This window comes from Streptomyces sp. NPDC001515 (assembly GCF_053597115.1).
Genome location: NZ_JBSFHN010000025.1, coordinates 66,009 through 91,838 on the forward strand (window position 1 = coordinate 66,009; position 25,830 = coordinate 91,838).

The 25,830-nt window shown below is 72.0% G+C and carries 17 protein-coding genes and 1 pseudogene; 8 read left to right on the forward strand and 10 right to left on the reverse strand.

The annotated features are described in order from the left end of the window. Positions 1-33: 33 nt before the first annotated feature. From ACWCXC_RS25260 to ACWCXC_RS25275, 4 genes are read right to left on the reverse strand one after another with little or no spacing between them, the layout of a single operon-like run. Positions 34-684: a GTP-binding protein gene (locus ACWCXC_RS25260; RefSeq protein ID WP_450682780.1), complete on the reverse strand. Its 651-nt coding sequence runs from the start codon at positions 682-684 to the stop codon at positions 34-36. Then, positions 665-1,081, reverse strand: coding sequence for a DUF742 domain-containing protein (locus ACWCXC_RS25265; RefSeq protein ID WP_450682779.1), 417 nt, complete (start codon positions 1,079-1,081; stop codon positions 665-667). Before ACWCXC_RS25265 ends, ACWCXC_RS25260 begins: the two co-directional genes overlap by 20 nt. Beyond that, positions 1,078-1,560 carry a roadblock/LC7 domain-containing protein gene (locus tag ACWCXC_RS25270; protein WP_450682778.1) on the reverse strand — a complete coding sequence of 161 codons (483 nt, stop codon included), beginning with the start codon at positions 1,558-1,560 and terminating at the stop codon, positions 1,078-1,080. Before ACWCXC_RS25270 ends, ACWCXC_RS25265 begins: the two co-directional genes overlap by 4 nt. Beyond that, positions 1,557-4,625, reverse strand: a complete 3,069-nt coding sequence (locus tag ACWCXC_RS25275; RefSeq protein WP_450890609.1) for a nitrate- and nitrite sensing domain-containing protein — start codon at positions 4,623-4,625, stop codon at positions 1,557-1,559. The genes ACWCXC_RS25270 and ACWCXC_RS25275 overlap by 4 nt, the downstream gene beginning before the upstream one ends. A gap of 364 nt (positions 4,626-4,989) precedes the next feature. Between ACWCXC_RS25275 and ACWCXC_RS25280 the strand changes: the two genes are divergently transcribed. Then, entirely contained in the window at positions 4,990-5,775 is a 786-nt protein-coding gene (locus tag ACWCXC_RS25280; protein WP_450890610.1) for a hypothetical protein, read from the forward strand. A gap of 166 nt (positions 5,776-5,941) precedes the next feature. Here the strand turns inward: ACWCXC_RS25280 and ACWCXC_RS25285 are convergent, their stop codons facing one another. Then, complete coding sequence (locus tag ACWCXC_RS25285) at positions 5,942-6,439, reverse strand: MarR family winged helix-turn-helix transcriptional regulator (RefSeq protein WP_450682775.1); 498 nt, start codon at positions 6,437-6,439, stop codon at positions 5,942-5,944. A 239-nt stretch (positions 6,440-6,678) separates the two neighbouring features. On the opposite strand from ACWCXC_RS25285, the gene ACWCXC_RS25290 reads away from it, so the two are divergent. Together ACWCXC_RS25290 and ACWCXC_RS25295 are read left to right on the forward strand one after the other, a co-directional pair. After that, positions 6,679-7,524 (forward strand): lysozyme, encoded by an 846-nt coding sequence (locus ACWCXC_RS25290; protein WP_450682774.1) that lies wholly within the window; start codon positions 6,679-6,681, stop codon positions 7,522-7,524. A 300-nt stretch (positions 7,525-7,824) separates the two neighbouring features. Beyond that, positions 7,825-8,505 (forward strand): polysaccharide deacetylase family protein, encoded by a 681-nt coding sequence (locus tag ACWCXC_RS25295; protein ID WP_450682795.1) that lies wholly within the window; start codon positions 7,825-7,827, stop codon positions 8,503-8,505. A gap of 164 nt (positions 8,506-8,669) precedes the next feature. On the opposite strand, the gene lon is transcribed toward ACWCXC_RS25295, so the two are convergent. Next, on the reverse strand, positions 8,670-11,090 hold the full coding sequence (gene lon, locus ACWCXC_RS25300) for an endopeptidase La (RefSeq protein ID WP_450682773.1): 2,421 nt from the start codon (positions 11,088-11,090) through the stop codon (positions 8,670-8,672). Positions 11,091-11,347: 257 nt separating this feature from the next. Here lon and ACWCXC_RS25305 point away from each other — a divergent pair. The 5 genes and pseudogenes from ACWCXC_RS25305 to ACWCXC_RS25325 all read left to right on the forward strand — a co-directional run. After that, a pseudogene (locus ACWCXC_RS25305) lies at positions 11,348-11,917 on the forward strand (isochorismatase family protein); the annotation flags it as partial. A gap of 945 nt (positions 11,918-12,862) precedes the next feature. Continuing rightward, positions 12,863-13,555, forward strand: coding sequence for a spermidine synthase (locus tag ACWCXC_RS25310; RefSeq protein ID WP_450682772.1), 693 nt, complete (start codon positions 12,863-12,865; stop codon positions 13,553-13,555). Positions 13,556-13,801: 246 nt separating this feature from the next. After that, a complete protein-coding gene (locus ACWCXC_RS25315) occupies positions 13,802-14,539 on the forward strand; it encodes a response regulator transcription factor (RefSeq protein ID WP_103530668.1) in 738 nt (245 codons plus the stop codon). Continuing rightward, positions 14,536-15,612, forward strand: coding sequence for a HAMP domain-containing sensor histidine kinase (locus tag ACWCXC_RS25320; RefSeq protein WP_450682771.1), 1,077 nt, complete (start codon positions 14,536-14,538; stop codon positions 15,610-15,612). The genes ACWCXC_RS25315 and ACWCXC_RS25320 overlap by 4 nt, the downstream gene beginning before the upstream one ends. A 257-nt stretch (positions 15,613-15,869) precedes the next feature. Then, positions 15,870-19,673 carry a multifunctional oxoglutarate decarboxylase/oxoglutarate dehydrogenase thiamine pyrophosphate-binding subunit/dihydrolipoyllysine-residue succinyltransferase subunit gene (locus ACWCXC_RS25325; protein WP_450890611.1) on the forward strand — a complete coding sequence of 1,268 codons (3,804 nt, stop codon included), beginning with the start codon at positions 15,870-15,872 and terminating at the stop codon, positions 19,671-19,673. Positions 19,674-19,755: 82 nt separating this feature from the next. Here ACWCXC_RS25325 and fxsT read toward each other — a convergent pair whose 3' ends face one another. The 4 genes from fxsT to fxsA form a co-directional block, all read right to left on the reverse strand. Beyond that, on the reverse strand, positions 19,756-22,749 hold the full coding sequence (gene fxsT, locus ACWCXC_RS25330) for an FxSxx-COOH system tetratricopeptide repeat protein (RefSeq protein WP_450890612.1): 2,994 nt from the start codon (positions 22,747-22,749) through the stop codon (positions 19,756-19,758). 64 nt (positions 22,750-22,813) lie between these two features. Next, on the reverse strand, positions 22,814-24,214 hold the full coding sequence (locus ACWCXC_RS25335) for an HEXXH motif domain-containing protein (RefSeq protein ID WP_450890613.1): 1,401 nt from the start codon (positions 24,212-24,214) through the stop codon (positions 22,814-22,816). Further along, a complete protein-coding gene (locus ACWCXC_RS25340; RefSeq protein WP_450890614.1) occupies positions 24,211-25,410 on the reverse strand; it encodes an FxsB family cyclophane-forming radical SAM/SPASM peptide maturase in 1,200 nt (399 codons plus the stop codon). The genes ACWCXC_RS25335 and ACWCXC_RS25340 overlap by 4 nt, the downstream gene beginning before the upstream one ends. Positions 25,411-25,600: 190 nt before the next feature. Then, entirely contained in the window at positions 25,601-25,813 is a 213-nt protein-coding gene (gene fxsA, locus ACWCXC_RS25345) for an FxSxx-COOH cyclophane-containing RiPP peptide (RefSeq protein ID WP_450682766.1), read from the reverse strand. Between the last annotated feature and the right edge of the window lie 17 nt (positions 25,814-25,830).

A 25,830-nucleotide genomic window follows, 5' to 3' on the forward strand; every position in this document is an offset into this window, starting at 1 on the left:
TCCGTTGTGCGTACGTACGGGGGTGCGTACGGGCTAGGCGGGGGTGGCGTCGAGGGCGTGGCCGACCAGGGTCAGCAGCGACTCGACGACGGTGATCCTGTTGCGCGCGTCCATGATCACAACCGGCACGTGCGGCGGAACGGTCAGGGCCTCGCGGACGTCGTCGGCCTCGAAGCCGGGCGTTCCCTCGAAGTGGTTGACCGCCACGATGTACGGCAGCCCGCAGCTCTCGAAGTAGTCGAGGGCGGGGAAGCAGTCGGCGAGCCGCCGGGTGTCGGCCATGACGACGGCACCGATCGCACCGCGCACCAGGTCGTCCCACATGAACCAGAAGCGCTGCTGTCCCGGGGTGCCGAAGACGTACAGCACGAGGTCGTCGTCGAGCGTGATGCGGCCGAAGTCCATGGCGACGGTGGTGGTGACCTTGTCGGGCGTGGCGCTGAGGTCGTCGGTGTCCTCGCTGGCCTGGGTCATCATCGCTTCGGTCTGGAGCGGGGTGATCTCCGAGACCGAGCCGACGAAGGTCGTCTTGCCGACGCCGAAGCCTCCGGCGACCACGATCTTCGTGGCGATCGGGGCCCTGGTGTGGTCGAGCTGCCAGTCCTGCGGCGCTTCCTCGGTCCGGTCCGCCGGTCCCGGCTGGCGAGGGGCGAACAGCGGCGACTCAGAGACGGCGGAGCCCATTGAGCACCCTTTCGAGCAGTGCGCGGTCGGGCTGACCGGCGCCGTGACCGGTTCCGTACACGCGGATCTTTCCCTGGTCGGCCAGGTCGCTGAGGAGCACGCGGACCACGCCGAGCGGCATCTTGAGCAGGGCCGAGATCTCGGCGACCGTGCGCATGCGGCGGCAGAGTTCGACGATGGCCCGCAGTTCGGGCATGACCCGGCCGGCGAGGTTGCCGTTGGGCAGTTCGCGGCGCTCCTCGGGGGCTTCGAGGGCGGCGACGAAGGTCTCGACGAGCAGGACGTGGCCGAAGCGGGTACGGCCGCCGGTGAGGGAGTACGGGCGTACGCGCGCGGGCCGTTTGTCGGCGCCGCGCACCGGGAGTTTTCGGGCGGGCTGGGCGGCGGCGGGGGTCACTGGGCGCTCTCCATCGATTTGCGCAGCTCGCTGCGGAGTTCGGGGGTGAGGACGTGTCCGGCGCGGCCGACGAAGAGCGCCATGTGGTACGCGATGACGCTCATGTCGCAGTCGGGGGTGGCGTGCACCCCGAGCAGCGAGCCGTCGCTGATCGACATGACGAAGACGCTGCCCTCGTCCATGGCGACCATGGTCTGCTTGACGCCACCGCCGTCCATGAGCTTGGCGGCGCCGACGGTGAGGCTGCCGATGCCCGAGACGATGGTGGCCAGATCGGCGCTGGAGCCCCTGGGCCCGTCCTGCCGACCGCCGGAGGTGCCGGCGTGCTGATGGCCGGGGTCGGAGGAGAGCAGCATGAGTCCGTCGGACGAGACGACGGTGACCGAGTGGACCCCTGGCACCTCCTCCACCAGATTGCTCAGCAACCAGTGAAGGTTACGGGCCTCGGTACTCAGCCCATATGTGCTGGGCGCAGTCAACTGCGTGCCTCCTCGACTGTGTCCCCCGTCTCTCCGGTACGGCCGTCGGTACGGCCGGCCGGCTCAGTGTGTTCGGTACGTGTGGTGCTGCCCGCGGGGGCGGTGGCCTCGGCGATCTCCGCCTCGACGTCCCTGCGGCCGTTCTTCGCGCCCTGGTGGAATCCGCCGAGGCGGCGGCGCAGGGCCTCCTTGTCGATGCCGCCCTTGCGCTCGGCCGCGGGGGCCGGAGCGGACTTGACGACCTTGGGGGTGCGCTTGGGCAGCCCCTTGGCGGTGACCGCCGGGGCCCGGGGCGCGGCGGCCTCGCCCGGCTCCGGTTCCGGCCTGCGCGGTCCGGGGACCTCGGCGACGGACCCGGCGGCGGGCTCGGGCGCGCGCTCGTCGGGGGCGCGCTCGTGGCGGTCCGGGCCGATGGCGTAGGGTCCGGCGGCGTTCGTGGGCTCCGGCCCCTCACCGTCGGCCGGGGCGGACGCGGACGCCTCCGGTGTCTCGGGCGGCTTCGGCATCCGGACCTGCATCGTCCGCTCGGCCTCGGACTCGACCGGAGGCCGTACGCCCCCGGACTCCTCCGGCGTCCCAGCGCTCTCGGACTCCTCCCGAGCCCCAGCGCTCCCGGACTCCTCCCGCGCCTCGGCGCTCCCGGACTCCGGAGCCTCGGCGGCGCTCCACGCCTCGTCCGGCTCCACGGCGGTCCCGGGCTCCCCCGTCCCCGTACCGGCGGCGAGCGCGGGCTCCTCGACCGGGTCGACCGCGTCGGGTGCGGCGGCGGTCTCGGCCCCGTCGGGTGCCGCCGCCTCCGCCTCCCGGGCGGCGAGGGTCCGTTCGGCGGCGGCGATCAGCGGGTCTCCGGCCGGGGCGAGCGCGCCGCGCTGCGGCAGGGCGTTGGAGTTGGCCTCGGCGACCGAGCCGGGGAGGTTGAGCGAGGGGCCGTCGCCCGAGGTGCGGACGGGCGGCGGGGTGGCGGCGGGGGGCGCCTTGGGCAGGAGGGCGGTGGGCAGGACGACGACGGCCGTGACCCCGCTGCCCTTCTGCTCGCGCAGTTCGACCCGCACTCCGTGGCGTGCGGCCAGCAGCGCGGTGACCTGGAGGCCGAGGCCGGCCCCGTCGGCGCTCTGCTCCCCCGCCTCGAAGAGCGACGGGTCGCCGAGCCGGGTGTTCAGCTCGCCCATCCGTACGGCGGACATGCCGATGCCCGCGTCCTGCACGGAGAGCATCACCTCGCCGCTCTCCAGAAGCCAGCCGGAGAGCTGGACCTGGGAGTCCGGCGGGGAGAACGCGGTGGCGTTCTCCAGCAGTTCGGCCACCAGGTGGCTGAGGTCGTCGGCGGCGAATCCGGCGACCTGGGCGTGCGGCGGCAGGGACTGGATCGTGACCCGTTCGTACCGCTCGATCTCGCTGACGGCCGCGCGCAGGACGTCGACCAGCGGGATCGGCCCGGGATGCCCGTGTCCGTGCTCGGCGCCGGCGAGGACCAGCATGTTCTCGCTGTGGCGGCGCATGACCGTGGCCATGTGGTCGAGCTTGAACAGGGTGCCCAGCCGCTCCGGGTCCTGCTCACGCTCCTCCAGGGACTCGATGACGCCCAGCTGGCGCTCGACGAGGCCGAGGGTGCGCAGCGAGAGGTTGACGAAGGTGTGGTGGACGGTGTTGCGGAGCTTCTCCAGCTGGGCCGACAGGTCGGCGGTCTGCACCTGGAGTTCGGCGCGCTGGAGGGTGAGGGCCTCGCGTCCGGCGACCAGCTCGCCGCGCTCGCGCTCCAGTCGCTCGAACCGTCCGTTGAACTCGTGGAGCAGTCCGTGGAGCCGCCCGTGCAGGGCGTTGATGGACCGGACGACCTGGGCGAACTCGTCGTTGCGTCCGGTGTAGCGGATGGGTTCGGCGGTCTCGGGCTCGTCGGCGAGGCGGCCGGAGCCGATGCGCAGGACGGCGAGCGGCTGGGTGAGGGTGCGGGCCACGGCGGTGGAGACGCCGACGGCGACGAGGAAGCAGGCGCCGAGGAGCGCGATGCGCAGTTCGAGCGCCGTGACGTCGTCGTCGCGCAGCCCTTCGAGGCGTCGCACCTGGGCGGTGCCCAGGGCGGACTCGACGCTCCGCATCCGGTCGACCCGGGCGGACAGCGCCGCCGTGAGCTTCTTGGGGCTGACCTTGCGGTCGGACTCGGAGAGCTCGGGGCGGTCGGTCAGGGCGGCGAGGTACTTCTCGGCGCTGTTGACCTCGGGTCCGGTGACCGTGGTGGCGAGCTTGTCGCGGCCGGTGGCCCCGGCGGCCTGGTCGAATTCGGCGAGGGCGGACAGTTCGCCGGTCCGGGACCGCTGGGCGGCGGCGCTCAGCTCGTCGCGGGTGCGGTCCTCCTTGGTCTCGCCCTCGTCCTGGGTCTGGACGGGCAGCCCGGTGAACGGGTCGATCTGCGGGGCGGCCGGCTCCTTGACGGGGACGGCGAGCGCGGCGAGGAGCAGTCCGCGGGTGGCGGACGCCTGCTCGGTGGCCCGGCCGAGGGCCAGCGGGGCGCGGACCGACTGGGCGGCGCGCGGCGGGGTGCTGTCCGCCAGTTCGTCGGCGAGGTCGTGGAGCTTGGCGATGACCTCGGAGTACGCCTGGTGGGCCTCCAGGGCGGTGCCCTTGCCGCCGATCGCGTTGCGGCGCAGCGAGGGGATGGTGGAGAGGTCGCGGCGCAGCGCGGCGGGGGCCGCGTCGGCGATCTCGTCGACCTGCTGGTCGACCCGGGCGCTGCGGCTGCCGGCGCCGTCCTGGCCGGGCTTGCCGGTGCGGCCGGCCGCGATGAAGGCGGTCACCTCGTCGCGTTCGTCCGCGAGGGAGTGGGCGAGGACGATCGCCTGCTGGTTCAGCTCGGCGAGGGTGACCAGCCGCTGGGAGTCGGTCAGGTCGGAGGAGGCGGTGAGGACCGCCGGCGCCCCTGCGGCTATGACGGTGACTCCGACGACCGCGACGCCCGCGACGAGGCGGGTACGGACGCGCACGGTGCGCCCGCTCCCGGCCTGCGCCGAAGCCGTCGCCCCGGAACCGTTCTGCTTGCCGCCCTTGCTCCGAGGCCGCTTCTTCTGCACCGGTGCTCGCAATCTCGACTCGTCCGCCCTTGAAGCAGAGGTGACGCACGGTCACGTGAACGAGCGCCCCGTCTCCTGGTACGGCTTCTGACCATTCCAGTGCTTTTGAGAGGGGGGCGCACATCAACCGCTCCGCCACTCGAACGAGTGAACCGCACTCCTGAGTTGGCGAACAAGTCACACCCCGGGCACCGCCCGTCACGCCCCGGCGGTCGGCTGGATCTTCGGGGCAGGCTTTGGCAGGATGCCCCGCCGCACTCCGGCCGGAGGGTTTCCTTCCGCTCCGTCCGCCCCGCTGACCTGCTGGTACGGGCCAATGCACGGGCCGTGCAGGGGCCGTGAAGGCATCGTGCAGACTGGCCGTATGCGTATCGAACTCTCGACGGCGGCCGGCACTCCCGGACGTCCGAACGAGGACTGGGCCGCCACCGTTCTTCCGGCGTCCGGCCAGGGCGGGGGACTCGTCCTGCTCGACGGGGTGACCCCGCCCCGGGGGGACGACGGTTGTGTGCACTCGGTGCACTGGTTCACCGCGCGGCTGGGCGGTTCCCTGGTCGAACTGTCCGGATCGCGGCGAGATCTGACCCTCCGGGACATCCTCGCCGAGTCCATCCGGCGCACCGCGGACCTTCACCGTTCCGCGTGTGACCTTTCTCACGTCCGTACGCCACAGGCAACGGTGGTGATGGCGCGTTGGGACGAGGAGGAGGTGGAGCACCTGGTGCTCTCCGACTCGGTGCTGCTGAAGGAGTCGCCCGCCGGCGACGTCACGGCCGTGCTCGACGACCGCCTGGACCGGGTGCCCGCGGAGTTCCTGGCCTCGGAGGAGATCGCGGACGCCCGGGTGCGGAACAAGGAGGGCGGCTTCTTCACGGCCGCCGCCGATCCGGCCGTGGCGGAGCGCGCGGTGACCGGGCGCGCTCCGCGCGCCGGGGTGCGCGCGCTCGCGGCGCTGACGGACGGGGCGAGTCGCTGGACGGAGATGTTCCGCGAGGGCGACTGGTCGGCCTGCCTGGGCGTGCTCCGCAAGGAGGGCCCGGAGGGGCTCATCGAGCGCGTGCGCGCCCTGGAGAACGCGGACACCGACCGCAGGTACCTGGGCCGCGGCAAGGCGCACGACGACGCGACGGCGGTCTACGCACGGCTGTGAGCCCGGCTCGCGGCGCGCACCGGAGCCGTCGCGGCCGGCGATCCGGCACGGGAGACGGACCTGCGGCCGGGCCATGGTGCGGTGCGCGCCGGAGCCGCCGTCAGTCCTCGGCGCGGGGGACGAGACCTGCGACCGGGTCGGGGTGCGGTGCGCGCCGGAGCCGCCTTCAGTCCTCGGCGCGGGCGTTCAGATGGTGCAGCAGGCGGGCCAGTTCGGCCACTTCGGCACGGTCCCAGTCGGCGAGCTTGCGCACGTAGCGGTCGCGGCGGGCGTCGCGGACGCGGCGGAAGCGGGCCAGGCCCTCGTCGGTGAGGTGGACGAGAAAGGCCCGCCCGTCGGCCGGGTCGGGCTCCCTGGCCACCAGTCCGAGGTTCTCCAGGGCGCGGAGCTGACGGCTCATGGTCGCCTTGCCGACGCCGAAGTAGGCGGCGAGGTCGGTGGCGCGCTGACGGCCGGCCGATTCGAGGCGGACGAGCAGACCGTAGGCGGCGGACTCCAGTTCGGGATGGACTTCGCGCGCCATCTCACCGGAGTTGGCGCGGGCACGGCGGAGGAAAACGGCCAACTCCACCTCCAGTGCGAGGAATTCGTGGTCCACACCATTCCCCCCGGATGCGCCGGGTTCACTCCCGCTTACGCTCCCGTGCACGTCAACACCCCTCATGAGCTTTCCCGTCGCTGAAAATTTCTTTCACCACAGGTCATCGCCGCAGCTTGGCCAGTATTTCGCAGGAGTAGACCAACGGCACCGCCCAGGCCCTCTTCCGCCACCGGGTCTACGTGCGTAGCGTCATGCATGGCATGTTCACACCATTGCATGCCGCGCCAGGGGCGCACCCCACGCGCCTCCGGATCCGCACGCCCCCCGCAGCTCCCCCCACCCATGCTCTTCGGAGGCACGTCATGCTCGTGCACAGATCCGGCACCAGAACTCGTCGCCGCTCGCGCTTCGCGGCGGCCGGAACCCTCCTCGCCGCCCTCTCCCTGCTCATAGCCCTGCCCACCACCGCCGGCGCGGCCGCCACCGCCGGCGACCCCACGGCTCCCGCCCGGGGCACGGCCACCATGGGCATGGGCGTCGTCGCCCACGACGGTCAGGGCGGACTGCCCACCACCCGCGCCGTCCAGACCGAGGGCGTGGACGTCAGCAGCCACCAGGGCAACGTCGCCTGGTCGACGCTCTGGAACAGCGGCGTGAAGTGGGCCTACACCAAGGCCACCGAGGGCACGTACTACACCAACCCGTACTTCGCCCAGCAGTACAACGGCTCGTACAACGTCGGGATGATCCGGGGTTCGTACCACTTCGCCACCCCGGACACCACCAGCGGCGCCACCCAGGCGAACTACTTCGTGGACCACGGCGGCGGCTGGTCCCGGGACGGCAAGACCCTGCCCGGCGTGCTCGACATCGAGTGGAACCCGTACGGCGCGCAGTGCTACGGCAAGACCGCGGCCGGAATGGTGTCCTGGATCCGCGACTTCGTGAACACCTACAAGGCCCGCACCGGACGCGACGCGGTCATCTACACCGCGACGAGCTGGTGGCAGACCTGCACCGGGAACAACTCCAGCTTCGGCACCACCAACCCGCTGTGGGTGGCCCGCTACAACACCACGGTCGGCACGCTCCCGGCCGGCTGGGGCTTCTACACGATCTGGCAGTACACCTCGTCCGGCCCGACGGTGGGCGACCACAACCACTTCAACGGCGCCCTCGACCGCGTACAGGCCCTGGCCAACGGCTAGTCCGTACGCGGAGATCCACCCCGGCCGTTACGGAGCCCGGTGACGCACCCCGTCGCCGGGCTCCGCCCGTATCCAAGGCCCTGACCAGGTACGATGACGCGCTCAGGTCAAGAAGCACCCGCCCCGCACCCCCTATACATCACATGTATACGTGCTGTGTATAGTCCTGGCAGTCCGCACATATGTGCGACGCAAGCCATGAGGGAGTGACCTGTAGTGCCCAGTAGGACGAAATCGATCACCGCGGGGTTGGCCGCCGGCCTGGTGACCGTGCTCACGCTGACCCTGAGCGGCTGCTCGATGGAGACCACGGCTCCCGCGACCGCCCGCGCCGACGCCGGTGCGGACGGCAAGGGGGAACTCGGCCCGGTCGACTGCCGCAGGGCGAAGTGCATCGCGCTCACCTTCGACGCGGGGCCGGCCGAGGACACCCCCCATCTGCTGGACATCCTCAAGGAGAAGAAGGTCCACGCCACCTTCTTCCTGCTGGGCAAGAACCATGTGAAGAAGCACCCCGAGACCGTCCGCCGGATCGAGGCGGAAGGGCACGAGGTCGCCAACCACACCTGGTCGCACGAGATCCTGACGGACAAGAAGCCAGCCGAGATACGCGCCGAGCTGAAGAAGACGCAGGACGCGATCGAGGCGATCACCGGCAAGAAGCCCCGCCTGATGCGCCCGCCGCAGGGCCGGACCGACGACACCGTCTCCGGGATCAGCAAGGACCTCGGACTCGCCCAGATCCTGTGGAGCGCCACCGCCAAGGACTACTCCACGACCGACTCCGCGCTGATCCAGAAGCGGATACTCGACCAGGCGAGCCGCGACGGCATCATCCTGCTCCACGACATCTACAAGGGCAGCGTGCCCGCCGTCCCCGGCATCATCGACGCGCTGAAGAAGCGGGGCTACACCTTCGTCACCGTCCCCCAGCTCATGGCCCCCGCCGAGCCGGTCCCGGGCACGATCTACCGCCCCTGACCCCTCGCCGTACCGGCGCCCCCGCCCTCTCTCCGTACGACGAAACGGGGACGGAGGCGGCTCCCGAAGCGGAAACGGAAACGGCCCGCCTCCCCTCCTGCGAGGGGAAGCGGGCCGTCCGTACCGGCCGTGCGCGTGCCGCCACGTCCGTCACGTCGTGGGGGCTACGCCGCGGCCGGGATCCTGCGCTCCGCCGGGGCCTGGGCCGGGGCGAGGGCGATCTCCAGGACCTGACGCACATCGGTGACCGGGTGGACCTCCAGGGTGTCCAGCACCTCGGCGGGAACGTCGTCCAGGTCCGCTTCGTTGCGCTTGGGGATCACCACGGTGGTGATCCCGGCCCGGTGGGCGGCGAGCAGCTTCTGCTTCAGCCCGCCGATCGGGAGCACCCGCCCGGTGAGCGAGACCTCACCGGTCATGGCCACATCGGTGCGGACCAGCCGTCCGGAGAGCAGCGAGGCCAGCGCCGTGGTCATCGTGATGCCCGCGCTCGGACCGTCCTTGGGCACCGCGCCCGCCGGGAAGTGGATGTGCGCGCCGCGGTCCTTCAGATCCGCGACCGGCAGCTCCAGCTCCGCGCCGTGCGACCGCAGGAAGCTCAGCGCGATCTGCGCGGACTCCTTCATGACGTCGCCGAGCTGGCCGGTCAGGGTCAGTCCGGACGCCCCGGTCTCCGGATCGGCCAGCGACGCCTCCACGAAGAGCACGTCACCGCCGGCCCCGGTGACCGCGAGCCCGGTGGCCACGCCCGGCACCGCGGTGCGGCGCTCGGCCGGGTCCTGGGCGGACTCGGGGACGTGGTGCGGACGGCCGATGAGGCCGCGCAGATCGTCCTCGCCCACCGTGAACGGCAGCTCCCGGTCGCCCAGCTCGTGCTGGGCCGCGACCTTGCGCAGCAGCCGGGCCACGGCCCGTTCCAGGTTCCGGACCCCGGCCTCCCGGGTGTACTCGCCGGCCAGCTTGCGCAGCGCCGACTCCTCCAGGGTGACCTCGTCCTTCTCCAGACCGGCCCGCTCCAGCTGGCGCGGGAGCAGGTGGTCGCGGGCGATGACGACCTTCTCGTCCTCCGTGTACCCGTCGAGCCTGACCAGCTCCATGCGGTCGAGCAGGGCCTCCGGGATGGCCTCCAGCACGTTGGCCGTGGCGAGGAAGACGACGTCGCTGAGGTCGAGTTCGACCTCCAGGTAGTGGTCGCGGAAGGTGTGGTTCTGCGCCGGGTCGAGGACTTCGAGCAGGGCGGCGGCCGGGTCGCCCCGGAAGTCGGAGCCGACCTTGTCGATCTCGTCCAGCAGGACGACCGGGTTCATCGAACCGGCCTCCTTGATGGCGCGGACGATACGGCCGGGCAGCGCCCCGACGTACGTACGCCGGTGGCCGCGGATCTCCGCCTCGTCCCGGACACCGCCGAGCGCGACGCGGACGAACTTCCGGCCCATGGCGTGCGCCACGGATTCGCCGAGCGAGGTCTTGCCGACGCCGGGCGGGCCGACGAGGGCCAGCACCGCGCCGCCGCGCCGCCCGCCGACGACGCCCAGACCGCGGTCGGCCCGGCGCTTGCGCACGGCGAGGTATTCGGTGATGCGTTCCTTCACGTCCTGGAGTCCGGCGTGCTCGGCGTCCAGGATCTCCTGGGCGCCCCTGATGTCGTAGGCGTCCTCGGTCCGCTCGGTCCACGGCAGCTCCAGGACGGTGTCCAGCCAGGTCCTGATCCAGGAGCCCTCGGGGCTCTGGTCGGAGGAGCGCTCCAGCTTGTCGACCTCCTTGAGCGCGGCCTCGCGGACGTGCTCGGGCAGGTCGGCGGCCTCGACGCGCGCCCGGTAGTCGTCGGACTCGTCCTCGGGGTCCCCGTTGAGCTCGGACAGCTCCTTGCGTACGGCGTCGAGCTGGCGGCGCAGCAGGAACTCGCGCTGCTGCTTGTCGACGCCTTCCTGGACGTCCTTGGCGATGGACTCGGCGACGTCCTGTTCGGCCAGGTGCTCACCGAGCCACTGGATGGCGAGCTTCAGCCGGGCGACCGGGTCGGCGGTCTCCAGGAGGCGCACCTTCTGGGCGGTGGTGAGGAAGGGCGAGTACCCGGAGTTGTCGGCGAGCGCGGAGATGTCCTCGATCTGCTGGACCCGGTCCACGACCTGCCAGGCGCCGCGCTTCTTCAGCCAGGTGGTGGCGAGCGCCTTGTACTCCTTGACCAGTTCGGCGGCCGCTCCGGGGAGGGGGTCGGGGACGGAGACGTCGACCCGGGTCCCCTCCACCCAGAGGGCGGCGCCGGGGCCACTGGTCCCGGCCCCGATCCGCACCCGCCCGCGACCGCGGATGAGCGCGCCGGGGTCGCCGTCGGAGAGCCGTCCGACCTGTTCGACGGTGCCGATGACACCGATCCCGGTGTAGGTGCCGTCGATCCTCGGAACGAGCAGCACCTCGGGCTTGCCCCCGCCGTCGCGGGCCGCGGCCTGCGCGGCCTCGACCGCCGAGCGCACATCGGTGTCGGACAGGTCCAGAGGCACCACCATGCCGGGCAGCACGACCTCGTCGTCGAGCGGCAGCACAGGCAGAACCAGCGGCGTGACGGCAGTGGACTCAGTAGCCATGATCTCCCCTTCGGCATTCAAGTTGAGCTATGTGGACTCAATGCATATGAGCCGCTCAATGTTCCCGAGGGTGTGTTCGCTGTGAGCGATCGCGGTACGCCGTCCGGGGGACGCCGCTTCCCGACACCGCTGCCAACACGGCGGAAGGCCCCGGTAGTCCCGACTCCCCGCCGCTGGTGATCCCGGTTCCGCCGCCCCGCGTTCCCCCCGGCCGAAACCCCGTGGAACGCGTCCGCCCGGCCCGACAGGATGACCCCATGACCGGCTTCCCGCTTCCCGTCCAGGCCCTGATCGTCGTCGATGTGCAGAAGGCGGGGGTGACCGGCGACCGGGCCGTCCCCGGCGCGGCCGCGCTGCTGGAGCGGACGGCGGAGCTGCTGGCGCGGGCGCGGGCGGCGGGCGCCCTGGTGGTGCACCTCCAGAACGACGGCGCCCCGGGCTCGGGCGACGCCCCGTACACCCCGGGCTGGGAGCTGCACCTGCCCGTCGAGCCCGGCCCTTCGGAGTACGTGGTCCGCAAGACCCGGGCCGACGGGTTCGCCGGGACGCCGCTGGGCGCGCTGCTGGGCGGGGCCGGGGTGGAGGCGGTCGCGGTGTGCGGGGTGATGTCGGAGATGTGCGTGCAGGCGACGGCCCGTACCGCGCTGGAGCGGGACTACCGGGTGGTCCTCCCCCACGACGCCCACGCCACGCAGGATGTCCCGGCCGTTCCCGGGATCAGCGAGGCGGTCCCGGCGGCCGTGGTCTCCCGGGTCGCCGCCTGGGCGGTCAGCGGCGACGCCGACGTGACGACACCGGCGGCCCGGGTGGCCTTCACCGCGCCGCCGTTCCCGGCCGGAGTGGCCCGCTCCGAGGACACGTACGAGGACCGGGGCCTCGACGCGGACGGCATGATCCGGCGCGAGGGCGCGCTCGACCGGGTCGCCGCGGAGTTCGCCCCCGTCGTCGCGGCCGCGCGCGAGGCGATCGCCGCCGCCTTCGGCCCCGACCGGCTCGACAGCGCGTACGTCTACGGCAGCATCCCGCGCGGCACGGCCGTCCCCGGCGTCTCGGACCTCGATCTGCAGATCGCCCTGCGCTCCGCGCCCACGGAGGCGGACCGACAGGCCGCCGACGCCCTCGAAGCGGAACTCGACGCCGCCTTCGACGTCATCGACGGCGCCGGGGTCCTGCTGGCCTCCGCCGACACGCTCCTCAGCCCGCTGGAACGGCACGACCTCGGCTTCTTCACCGCCTGCCTCTGCACCCCGCTGCTCGGCGACGACCTCGCCGGCCGGCTGCCCCGCTACCGCCCCACCTCCCTCCTCGCCCGCGAGACCAACGGCGACCTGGACCTCCTCCTCCCCCGCTGGCGCACCCGCGCCGCCGCGGCCACCACGGACGACGCCCGCCGCACCCTGATCCGGGGCGTGGCCCGCCGCATCGTGCGCACCGCCTTCACCCTCGTCATGCCCGCCTGGAACGGCTGGACGAGCGACCTCACCCACTCCGCCGCCCTCTTCACCCACTACCGCCCCGACGCCCCCGACCGGGCCCGCCAGATCCGGCACGCCGCCCGCCTCGCCCGCACCCCCGGCACCGACCCCGCCGACCTCTCCCTCCTCATCGACGACCTGGCCCCGTGGCTGGCCGCCGAACACCTCGCGACACACGGGGAGAAGGCGCCGCGCCCCTGAAACCGACCGGGGCCGAGCCTCCATTGGCCCCCGCGCCCCCGCCGGGACAGGATGGCGGGGTACCGACCGACGGACACCCACCGGAGATATCCGCGCATGCCTGCTGCTTTCGGCCCCGACGCCCTCGCCCCCGTGACCCTCGACCGCCGTGAGGGGCCGTACGGGGAGGTGGTTCTGCGCAGGCGGGGGGACGACTTCGAGATCATCGCCAACGGGTGCTTTCTGATGGACACGTCGGACGGGCGCTCCGAGCGGCTGCTGATCGATGCCGCGCTGGAGGCGCTGCCGGCGGAGCGGACGGAGCCGGCGGTGCTGATCGGGGGGCTGGGGGTGGGGTTCTCGCTCGCGCGGGCGGCCGAGGAGCCGCGGTGGGGGCGGATCGCGGTCGCCGAGCGGGAGGAGGCCATCGTCGACTGGCACCGCAACGGGCCGCTGGCCGGGATCTCGGGGCCGGCGCTCGCCGATCCGCGGACGGAGATCCTGACGACGGACCTCGTCGCGTATCTGCATATGACTACGGACTGTTACGACGCGCTGTGCCTGGACATCGACAACGGGCCGGACTGGACGGTGACCGAGGACAACGGGAACCTCTACGCGCCGGCCGGTCTCGCGGACTGCCGGGCGCGGCTCGCGCCGGGCGGGGTGCTGGCGGTGTGGTCGGCACAACCGTCCGAGACCTTCGAACAAGCCCTGCGGAATGCCGGATTCACGGGAGTACGCACCGAAGAAGTGGGCGTTGCCCGAGGTGTGCCCGACGTGGTTCATCTCGCAATCCGGCCATCCTGAGATCCCCCCACCGGGTATGCGCGCCCCCGGGACGCCCGGGGGCCAAGCGCCACAAGCGCGACACTCCGCCTCTTCCCCGCACCGGTTCCGCGCCCCGCCCGCCCGGACCGGCTTGCACCCTGCGTAGCCGGATGACGTCCGCTGCCTCTACGCTGCTGACCGATAGCGGGATCACCCACGAAATCCACGAGCGAAGACCGTACGTCCGGGGGAATGACCCCCGTGAGAACGGGCAGGGGCGGGGCGATGGAACAGACACACACCACCCACTCAGGTGTCGCGGCCACCCCGGGCGCGCAGCGCCGTGTGCTGGTGGTCGAGGACGACGCCACGATCGTCGACGCCATTTCCGCCCGGCTGCGGGCCGAGGGCTTCCTGGTGCAGACCGCGCTCGACGGCCCGGCGGCCGTGGACGCGGCCGAGGCGTGGCAGCCGGACCTGATGGTCCTCGACATCATGCTTCCCGGCTTCGACGGCCTGGAGGTCTGCCGCCGGGTCCAGGCCCAGCGGCCGGTCCCGGTCCTCATGCTGACCGCCCGGGACGACGAGACGGACATGCTGGTCGGGCTCGGCGTCGGCGCCGACGACTACATGACCAAACCGTTCTCCATGCGTGAGCTGGCGGCCAGGGTCCATGTCCTGCTGCGCCGGGTGGAGCGGGCCGCGCTGGCCGCAGTGACGCCCCGGAGCGGCATACTCCGCCTCGGCGAGCTGGAGATCGACCACGCCCAGCGGCGGGTCCGGGTCCGCGCCGAGGACGTGCACCTCACCCCGACCGAGTTCGACCTGCTGGTCTGCCTGGCCAACACCCCGCGCGCGGTGCTCTCCCGGGAGCAGCTGCTGGCGGAGGTCTGGGACTGGGCGGACGCCTCGGGCACCCGGACCGTCGACAGCCACATCAAGGCCCTGCGCCGCAAGATCGGCGCCGAGCGGATCCGTACCGTGCACGGCGTCGGCTACGCGCTGGAGACCCCCGCGCCATGACGCCGCCCGGACCGGGGCTGCGGCCGTTCTCCATCAAGGCCAAGCTGGGCACGCTGGTCGTCGTCTCGGTGTTCATCACCACCGGACTGCTCATGGTCGCGCTGCGCACCCGTACGGAGCTGCGCTTCATCACCGTGTTCTCGGTGATCGCGACGCTTCTGATCACCCAGTTCGTGGCGCACGGCCTGACCGCGCCGCTGGACGAGATGCGGGCGGTGGCCCGGTCGATCTCGCACGGCGACTACACCCGGCGGGTCAGCGGCGCCGACCGGCGCGACGAGCTGGGCGACCTGGCCCAGACGATCAATCTGATGGCGGACGACCTGGCCGCCGTGGACCGGCACCGCAAGGAGCTGGTGGCGAACGTCTCGCACGAGCTGCGCACCCCCATCGCGGCGCTGCGGGCCGTCCTGGAGAACGTGGTGGACGGGGTGTCCTCCGCCGATCCGGAGACCATGCGCACGGCGCTGAAGCAGACGGAGCGGCTCGGCCGGCTGGTGGAGACGCTGCTGGACCTGTCGCGGCTGGACAACGGCGTGGTCACGCTGAAGGCGAACCGCTTCGAGGTGTGGCCCTACCTCTCCGGGGTACTGAAGGAGGCGAACCTCGCCTCCGCGCACCGCCGGCTCTCCTCGGGCTCGGGCAACCACTCCCGCAAGGACGTCCATCTCCATCTGGACGTCTCGCCGCCGGAGCTGACCGCGCACGCGGACGCCGAACGGCTGCACCAGGTGGTGGCCAATCTCATCGACAACGCGGTGAAGCACAGTCCGCCGCACGGCCGGGTCACCGTCCTGGCCCGGCGCGGCCCGCAGCCCGAGTCGCTGCTCCTGGAGGTGCTGGACGAGGGCCCGGGCATTCCGGAGTCCGAGCGCCACCGGGTCTTCGAGCGCTTCAACCGGGGCGAGGTGCCCTCCCCGCACGGCCCCGGCAGCGACGGCGGCACGGGGCTCGGCCTGGCGATCGCCCGCTGGGCGGTGGATCTGCACGGGGGCCGGATCGGCGTGGCCGAATCCGCGCGCGGCTGCCGCATACGCGTCACTCTTCCGGGGATCCCTCAGCCCCGAGGTTGACATAGGGTTCGAACCGGAAGGGCACGTTCTGCGTGTTCTGTTCAAGGGGTACGGTCCAAGGGGCCGTACCTTCGGCCTCGCGTACCCGGACTGAAGCGGAACCAGGCTTGTTTCCCGCCATTTCCTGCGCCGAAACCCGTCTTCCGATGTGACTTGCACGACGAAGCCCGGCCCGGCCTGCAAGGAATGGTCAGGGAGGCGTAGCCTTGATTTCCGCTGTCCATCACCTTGTGAAGCGGAAGAGGGCGGTTGCCGCCGTGTCGTCTCAGTCCCCCAGTAACTCGAGCATCTCGACCGACCAAGCAGGCCCGGGTACGAACCCGGCCGCTGCCTTCGGCCCCAATGAGTGGCTCGTCGACGAGATCTACCAGCAGTACCTCCAGGATCCCAGTTCGGTCGATCGCGCCTGGTGGGACTTCTTCGCCGACTACAAGCCGGGCACGTCCGGCACGGCGGACAAGCCCGTTCCCGGCGCCGCGCCCGTGACCCCGGCGGCCCCGGCCGCCGAACCGGCCGCACCGCCCGCCGCTGCCGCCCCGAAGCCCGCGGCCCAGGCCGCTCCGGCCGCGCCCGCCGCTCCGGCGGCCCCCGCCCCGGCCCCGGCCCCGGCCGCCCCCGCGAAGGCCGCTCCGGCGCCCGCCGCGAAGGCCCCCGCCGCGAAGGCGAAGGCCGCCGCGGACACCGAGGCCCCGGCCGGTCCGGAGTACGTGACGCTGCGCGGCCCGTCCGCCGCGGTCGCGAAGAACATGAACGCCTCCCTGGAACTGCCCACGGCCACGTCCGTGCGCGCCGTCCCGGTGAAGCTGCTCTTCGACAACCGCATCGTCATCAACAACCACCTCAAGCGGGCCCGCGGCGGGAAGATCTCCTTCACGCACCTCATCGGGTACGCGATGGTGCAGGCCCTCAAGGCCATGCCGGCGATGAACTACTCCTACGCGGAGAAGGACGGCAAGCCGACCCTCGTCAAGCCGGAGCACGTCAACCTCGGCCTCGCCATCGACCTGGTGAAGCCGAACGGCGACCGCCAGCTGGTCGTCGCGGCCATCAAGAAGGCCGAGACGCTCAACTTCTTCGAGTTCTGGCAGGCCTACGAGGACATCGTCCGCCGCGCCCGCAACGGCAAGCTCGGCATGGACGACTTCACCGGCGTCACCGCCTCGCTGACCAACCCCGGCGGCATCGGCACCGTCCACTCCGTGCCCCGCCTGATGCCCGGACAGGGCCTCATCATGGGCGTCGGCGCGATGGACTACCCGGCGGAGTTCCAGGGCACCTCCCAGGACACCCTGAACAAGCTGGGCATCTCGAAGGTCATGACCCTGACCTCGACGTACGACCACCGGGTGATCCAGGGCGCCGCCTCCGGCGAGTTCCTGCGGGTCCTCTCCCAGCTGCTGCTCGGCGAGAACGAGTTCTACGACGAGATCTTCAAGGCGCTCCGCATCCCCTACGAGCCGGTCCGCTGGCTCAAGGACATCGACGCCTCGCACGACGACGACGTCACCAAGGCCGCGCGGGTCTTCGAGCTGATCCACTCCTACCGGGTCCGCGGCCACGTCATGGCCGACACCGACCCGCTGGAGTACCACCAGCGCAAGCACCCCGACCTCGACATCACCGAGCACGGCCTCACCCTGTGGGACCTGGAGCGGGACTTCGCGGTCGGCGGTTTCGCCGGCAAGACGATGATGAAGCTCCGCGACATCCTCGGCGTGCTGCGCGAGTCGTACTGCCGCACCACCGGCATCGAGTTCATGCACATCCAGGACCCGAAGCAGCGCAAGTGGCTCCAGGACCGGGTGGAGCGTCCGCGCCCCAAGCCCGAGCGCGAGGAGCAGTTGCGCATCCTGCGCCGGCTGAACGCCGCGGAGGCATTCGAGACCTTCCTGCAGACCAAGTACGTCGGCCAGAAGCGCTTCTCGCTGGAGGGCGGCGAGTCCGTCATCCCGCTGCTCGACGCGGTCATCGACTCCGCCGCCGAGGCCCGCCTCGACGAGGTCGTCATCGGCATGGCCCACCGAGGCCGGCTCAACGTCCTCGCCAACATCGTGGGCAAGTCGTACGCCCAGATCTTCCGCGAGTTCGAGGGCAACCTCGACCCCCGGTCGATGCACGGCTCCGGCGACGTCAAGTACCACCTGGGCGCCGAGGGCACCTTCACCGGCCTGGACGGCGAGCAGATCAAGGTCTCGCTGGCCGCCAACCCCTCGCACCTGGAGGCGGTCGACCCGGTCCTGGAGGGCATCGCCCGCGCCAAGCAGGACATCATCAACAAGGGCGGCACGGACTTCACGGTCCTGCCCGTCGCGCTCCACGGCGACGCGGCCTTCGCGGGCCAGGGCGTCGTCGCCGAGACGCTCAACATGTCGCAGCTGCGCGGCTACCGCACGGGCGGCACCGTGCACGTGGTGATCAACAACCAGGTCGGGTTCACCGCCGCCCCGGAATCCTCGCGCTCCTCGATGTACGCCACGGACGTGGCGCGCATGATCGAGGCGCCGATCATCCACGTCAACGGCGACGACCCCGAGGCCGTCGTCCGCGTCGCGCGGCTGGCCTTCGAGTTCCGGCAGGCGTTCAACAAGGACGTCGTGATCGACCTCATCTGCTACCGCCGCCGCGGTCACAACGAGGGCGACAACCCGGAGTTCACCAACCCGCAGATGTACACCCTGATCGACAAGAAGCGCTCGGTGCGCAAGCTCTACACCGAGTCCCTGATCGGTCGCGGCGACATCACCCTCGAAGAGGCGGAGCAGGCGCTCCAGGACTTCCAGGGTCAGCTGGAGAAGGTCTTCGCCGAGGTCCGCGAGGCCACCTCGCAGCCGGCTCAGCCGCACGTCTCCGACCCGCAGGCCGAGTTCCCGGTCGCCGTGAACACCGCGGTCTCCGCCGAGGTCGTCAAGCGGATCGCCGAGTCCCAGGTCAACATCCCCGACTCGATCACCGTCCACCCGCGCCTGCTGCCGCAGATGCAGCGCCGCGCCACCTCGGTGGAGAACGGCACGATCGACTGGGGCATGGGCGAGACCCTGGCCATCGGTTCGCTGCTGATGGAGGGCACCCCGGTCCGGCTCGCCGGCCAGGACAGCCGCCGCGGCACCTTCGGCCAGCGCCACGCGGTGCTCGTCGACCAGAAGACCGGCGAGGACTACACCCCGCTGCTCTACCTCACCGACGACCAGGCCCGGTACAACGTCTACGACTCGCTGCTCAGCGAGTACGCGGCGATGGGCTTCGAGTACGGCTACTCGCTGGCCCGTCCGGAGTCGCTGGTCATCTGGGAGGCCCAGTTCGGTGACTTCGTCAACGGCGCGCAGACCGTCGTCGACGAGTTCATCTCCTCCGCCGAGCAGAAGTGGGGCCAGACCTCGGGCGTCACGCTGCTGCTGCCGCACGGTTACGAGGGCCAGGGCCCGGACCACTCGTCCGCCCGCCCGGAGCGCTTCCTCCAGATCTGCGCGCAGAACAACATGACGGTCGCGATGCCGACCCTGCCGTCGAACTACTTCCACCTGCTGCGGTGGCAGGTGCACAACCCGCACCACAAGCCGCTCATCGTCTTCACCCCGAAGTCGATGCTCCGCCTCAAGGCGGCGGCCTCGAAGGTGGAGGAGTTCACCACCGGCGGCTTCCGCCCGGTGATCGGCGACGACTCCGTCGACCCGAGCGCCGTGCGCAAGGTCGTCTTCTGCGCCGGCAAGGTCTACTACGACCTGGAGGCCGAGCGTCAGAGCCGCGGCGTCACGGACACCGCGATCATCCGTCTGGAGCGCCTGTACCCGCTGCCGGGTGCCGAGCTCCAGGCCGAGATCGCCAAGTACCCGAACGCCGAGAAGTACCTCTGGGCCCAGGAGGAGCCCGCCAACCAGGGCGCCTGGCCGTTCATCGCCCTCAACCTGATCGACCACCTGGACCTGGCCGTCGGCGCGGACGTCCCGCACGGCGAGCGCCTGCGCCGCATCTCGCGGCCGCACAGCTCGTCCCCGGCGGTCGGCTCGGCCAAGCGCCACCAGGCCGAGCAGGCCCAGCTGGTCGCGGAGGTCTTCGAGGCCTGACCGGCACCGCAGGGACATGAGAGGGGCCCGGCCCGCGCGCTGCGCGGGACGGGCCCCTCTTCGTGGGTCGGGGGACCGGGTCTCAGATGACCAGCGGTTCGAAGTCCCAGTACGGTCGGTTCCGCGACCGCGCCGAGACGGTGTGGACGTGCTGGGCTCCGAGCGTCGACACCAGGTCTTCGAGCGCTTCCGCCTCGATCTTCTCGGCCCGCTGCCGTTCCCTGAGTCCCCGCAGATCCGCGGCGTGGGCGATCCGGGCGGACAGGGTCAGCGGATGGGTGCGTCCCAGGACCTCCACGGCCCGGGTCACCACCGAGTCGGACAGCGCGGCGGCGGACTCCGGATCGCCCACCAGATTGCGCAGCGCCGAGGCGTTGATGGCGCAGCCCAGGGTCCAGGGGTGGTTCTCGCCCACGGCCCGGGTCATGGCGGCGAGCGACTCCTCCACCAGGGCGTGGGCGTGTTCCCGCTCACCGACGTTGCGCAGGATCAGGGCATGGTTGCCGCCGACCCCCGCCGTGTAGGGGTGTTCCTCGCCGAGCAGTTGGGTGTAGGAGGCGACCACCTTTTCGCTTATGGCCCTGGCCTGGTCGATGTTGGCGTGCTCCCGGGCGAAGCAGCTCTGGCCGGCGGCGAACATCATGGTCAGCGGCGCGCTCTCGCCGAGGACCCGCTCGGCCCGTTCCAGCACCCGGGTGAACAGGGCGGCGGCTTTCGCGCGCTCCCCCGAACGGTAGTGGCAGAGCGCGAGGTTGAACTCGGCGCGCAGGGTCTGCGGGTGGTCCGCGCCCATGACCCGGCGCTGTACCCGGACGCTCTGGTTCTGGAGCGACATGGCCTCGTCGTACCGGCCGAGGAGCCGCTGGTCGGTGGCGTAGTGGATCTCGGAGTCGAGGGTCCACTCGTGCTGCGGGCGAAGCAGCTTGCGGCGGGCGTCCAGGGTGTGTCCGTCGAGGTCCAGGGCCTGGGTGTACCGCCCCAGCAGGCGCAGGGTGACGGCCAGGTTGTTCTGCGCGGTGAGGGTGTTGGAGTCCTGGTCGCCCAGGAGTTCCCGGTAGCCGGAGAGCACCCAGCCGGAGATCTCCCACGCCTCGTCGAAGCGTCCCAGGCCGCGCAGGTCGGCGGCGAGGCCGGCCGCTGCCCGCAGGTGGCTGAGGTCCTGTGGGCCGCGCTCGGCGCGCAGCCGGTCCACGGCGGCGCGTTCGATGGCTTCCGTGGCGGCGTAGTCGCCCAGCGCCCTCAGCAGGTTGGCGTAGTGGTAGCTGACGTCCCAGACCCTGGGGTGGTTCTCGCCCAGGAGTTCCTGCCAGGCCGCCATGGCGCGTTCGCCGAGCTTGATGCCCGCCCGGTACTCCCCCGACACGTACATGTAGCGCAGGCTGTTGAGCACCAGGTTCTGGACGGCCGGATCGGTGCTCCGGAGCACGTCGGCCCACTTCAGATGCGGGGTCAGTTCGGCGTAGGTGGGCCACTGGCTGGGTTCGGTGGGGCGTCCGGGGTCGGCGGCCGCGAGGGCGCGCCGGACGACGTCGATGAACTCCTGCCGGTCCCGCTCCGTCATGTCGTGGCCGACGATCTGGTGGACCATGCGGTGCATGTAGAGCGATTCGCCCGACGACGCCATGTCGACGGCCGATTCATGGGATTCGAGCCGGACGACGGAGTACTGGCGCAGCTGGCCGATCGCCTTGTTCCACAGCAGCGGATCGTTCATCAGGCCGGAGACCTGCTCCGGGAGTTCCCCGGCGGGCATGTCCTTCAGCAGCTGTACGGGGATGGAGCCGGGCGCGAAGAAGCTGCACAGGCGCAGCAGGTCGACGGACTCGGGGACCGTGTCCTTGAGCTTGTTGAGCAGTATCGACCAGGCGGTCTGGAAGGCGAGCGGGAAGTCCGCGGAGACCTTGACGACGTCCTGGTCGATGCCGCCTTCGAGCAGTTCGATGTACTCCTCGACCGACATGTCGGAGTCGTTGAGCCAGCCGGCGGTCTGGTCGAGGAGGAGCGGGAGGTCTTCGAGGGCGTCGGCCAGCTGGTCGGCCTCGGGGATGGTCAGCCGGGGAGCGCGGCGGCGGATGAAGGCGACGGACTCCTCGCGGGTGTAGACGGGCACTTCCACGAGGTGGCTGTTGTGCTCGCTCCACTCGGGGTTGCGGGAGGTGATGAGCACATGGCCGGGGCCGGTCGGCACCAGGTCGGAGATCTGGTCGGGCTCGTCCGCCCCGTCCAGGACCAGGAGCCAGTGGGCGTGCGGGTCGCCCCGGCGCAGCGCGTCACGGACCGCGCGGAGCCGTTCGCCGTACTCGGCTCCGGTGGACAGGCCCAACTCCGGTGCGAGTTCCGCGAGTTTCTGGCGGAAGAGCGCGCGGCGGTCGGCGGGCACCCACCAGACCACGTCGTACTCCGAGCCGAAGCGGTAGACGTACTCGGCGGCGAGTTGGGTCTTGCCGACACCGGACATTCCGTGCAGGGTCACGACCCCGGCGCCGCGGTCGGCGTCCTGGAGGGCGCTGTACGCCTGGCTGAGCAGGTCCTCGCGGCCGGTGAACCGGATGTTGCGGCGCGGGACCCCGCCCCAGACCTGCGGGGTGTCGGCCGGGTAGCGGGGGCCGGGCCGGTCGGCGACCGCGTCGGGCAGAGGGTCGGTGGGCAGCCCCAGGCGGACGAGGAGCCGGCGTTCCGCCTCGTCGGCCCCGACGTTGGTCAGATCGGCAGCGCCGAGGACGGAGGTGGCGCCGGGCAGCGCGGAGGTGGTGACGCAGACGGCGGCGAACCGGTCGGGGTCGGGGGCGATCTCCGACCGCAGTGCCCTGTTCCACTCGTCGTGGCTGCGCGGGCCGAGCTGGACGTACCAGTCGCTGAGGACCACCAGGACGCGGCCGTGCGCGAGCCTCAGATCGCGGAGCGACTCCTCCAGGGGGATCTCCACCGGGGGGTCCCACCGCTGCTGGTAGACCGTGACCCCGCGCCGCTCCAGACGGGACGTGATCCACGCCGCCCAGGCGCGGTTGTACCCGGCGAAGCTGATGGTGACGGTACTCGCCCCGGTTGCTCCAACGTGCCTTGCCGTTCCGGGCATTCAACCGTCTCCCTGCCTCGATACGAGCCTTGTCAAGATACACCGGAGCGGTCGGCTCCGGTCGTCATCGCGGTGGCCGCTCCTGACGTCGCGAGCCGTTCCTCTGCTGCCATATCACCCTGACGGTGCTGACGTACGCCTTCGCCCGGGCGAGATGACCCGCGGGGGGCGGACAATCGTCCATCCGGTGGTAGAGCGTGATCATCTCGTTGACCAGGAGGCGGCCTTCGGGGGTCAGCCGCGCCGAACCGGCCAGCGCGGGCAGCACCGCGCCCACTTGTTCCCGGCAGCGCGCGTGCTCCGCCCACGCCTGGTCGCGGGAGATGAGACGCCGGTCGCCGCAGGCGAGCCGCTGCCAGTAGTCGGCCAGCGCCAGATGGGAGTACGCGCCTTGGAGCAGGCCGTCGAAGGGCCGGGGGTCGGGGCGCCAGGGGGCGAAGTGGCGTGGTGCCGCGTCCTCGTGGTGCAGGGGGACGAGGGTGGTGAGCGCGGAGAGTTTGGTGTGCTGGAGTTCGTGGACGAGGGTGGCGGCGAAGTGAGCGGGGGTGGGCGGCCTGCTGCTGAGCACCGCGCCGAACGCCTCCCGCCGGGTTCCGCTGCACGACGCCGTCCCTCCGTCCCCGGAGCCGGGCGGGTGGCCGAGCGGCACCAGGCACCGCAGCAGCACGGCCGCCTCGGTCAGCCGGTGCTCGCCCCCGGCCCGGAGCGCGTGATCCACTCCCGCCCAGCATGCGGCCCATGCCTTGCGCTCCTGGTCGTCCGTGCGGACGACGCCGCCGAGGCCCTGGCGCGGCAGTGCGCCCGTCCGGCCCCGGTACGGGTCGAGGTCGTCGAGAAGTACCGTCCCGGTTCCGGGCAGCAGGGCGGAAAGCGCCGGCAGGGGGATCCAGCGGGGGTCGGCCGAGGTCACGGTGGAGTCCGGCTGGGTGCGGGCGGCCAGGGGCGGCCCGTCGGTCGGCCGGATCGTGATCCGGCCCTCCGTGTGGGTGAGGGCGACCGGGCCGGAGCCCGTGCGGACCGCTCCCAGCGTGGGGAGTACGGCGAGGCCGTCGCGGGGCTCGATGCGGACGGTGCAGGGCTCCCCGGCCCGGACGGCCGCCGCCACGGCCAGCGCGGTCAGATGGCCGAGGTCGGTTCGCGGGACGGGTCCCGGGGCGTCCGCGCCGGTGAGGCCGGCCAGCAGCCGCTGGGCCCAGGGGCCGGTCATCGGATGGAACAGCACCGTGCGCACGGCGTGCCGGCCGGACCGCTCGGCCCGTTCCAGCAGGGCCCAGTCCGCCCGCAGCCGGTCGAGGAGCGACGGCGGGCAGACGGAGGCGGGGGCGGCCTCCGCCGCGTCGAGCACGGCTCTGAGGAGGATCAGACGGCGGGTGTCCTGGTCGCGTACGAGCAGGCCGAGGGCGTCGGTTCCGCCCTCGGTGCGGCCCAGTTCGCGCAGCAGACGCGGGGGCGGGGCGGGGGTCATGGGGGGTCTCCTGCGGTTGCTTCTGCGAGCCGCGAGGCGACGTGGCGGACCAGCCGTTCGAGGTCGGCGCAGTAGACGGAGGGGTTGCGGAAGCCGTTCTCCGCACGGTAGCGGTGGGCGTAGTGCCCGCCGCCGCAGACGGACAGCAGCGGGCAGGCGCGACAGGCGGGGGCGAGGGCGTGGGGGCCCGCCTGACGGGCGGCGACACCGGGGTGCAGCAGGGCCTCGTCGAAGGTGTGGTGGAAGATGTCGAGCCCGGTGGCCGCCGCGTTGTCGTAGGCGGACTTGAGGGAGTCGACCTGCTCGATCGATCCGTCGGTCTCGACCACGACCGCGTTGAGGGGGTCGAGGCCGAGGGACTCCGTGGCGCCCGGCAGGCCGAGGAGCAGGGCGACGCACTCCTCGAAGAGCCGGATCCGCGTCTCCCGCCGGGCCGCCGGCCACCAGCGGTCGAAGACCGCGCAGAGCCAGTCCCCGTACGGAGTGGGGCTGCCGGATCCCGGGCCCCGGGGCGCTCCGGTCCGGTCCTCCAGGCCGGGTGGCGGGCTGGTCCAGTTGCCGTGCGGGAGGAGCAGGTCCAGAGCGGGCGGGCGCAGGGCGAGCAGTGACTCGTACATCTCCAGGGGGTCGGTGCGCGGGTCGACCACGGTCAGGACGCCCGCGTACGCGTCCGGGTGCCGCTCGGCGAGGAGCCGGGCGCCCCGGGAGGCGGCCGGCCAGGAGGGGCGGCCCGCGTGATCGACGCGCAGGGTGTTGTGGGCGGCGAGTCCGCCGTCCAGGCTGATGCCGATGCGTATGCCGTGCCGGGCGAGGGTGGCGATGCCCGCGTCGGTGAGGAGCGTGGCGTTCGTCTGGACGACGGTGTGGACCGCGCAGCCTTCGGGAGCGCGCTCACGCATCCGGTCGGCGAGGGCGGCCAGCCGGTCGGGCCCCGCCAGCAGGGGCTCACCGCCATGGAGGACGAGGGCGATGCGCGGGAGCCGATGGGTGGCCGCGTGCTCGGCGATCCGGTCCGTGACCCGCTCCAGGACGGCCGGTCCGGCCGCGGCGGGCCGGTCCCGCCAGGTCCGATCCGGCCCCTCGTACAGGTAGCAGTACCGGCAGGCGAGGTTGCACCGGCCGTGGACCTTCACGATGAACTGCCCGAACGGCACGCGCGGGTGCGGCCGCGCCTGGTCGTCCTCCCGCGGTGTCACCCGACGAGACACTCCCGTACCCCCGAACTGGTGCGGCTGCCGGAACGCACCCCCGACCGGCCCGGGGTACGAGGCCCCGGCGCGCGGCGAGGAGGGGTTCGTCCCGGGCGGTGGCGTGGTGGCCGGTCGTGCTCCCCGCCGTGACCGCACCGCCGCGCCGGGTCCGGTCCCGGTCGCGCGGGGCACGGTCTCAGAAGGCGCTCTGGAACCCCCAGAGCATCTCTCTGGGCTGTGATGTCCGGCCCCGCAGATCCGTGACCACCTCGGCCAGCACCGGGTGGTCCAGGGTGCGCAGGGTCTCCAGATCGAGTCCCAGCAGATCCGGCAGCGCACCGGCGGCCGGCGGGCCACTGCCGTCGTCGCCGGGCGCGGCCGGCCTCGTGTCGTGTGTCGCCTCGTCCATCACGCCTCCCCGTGGGT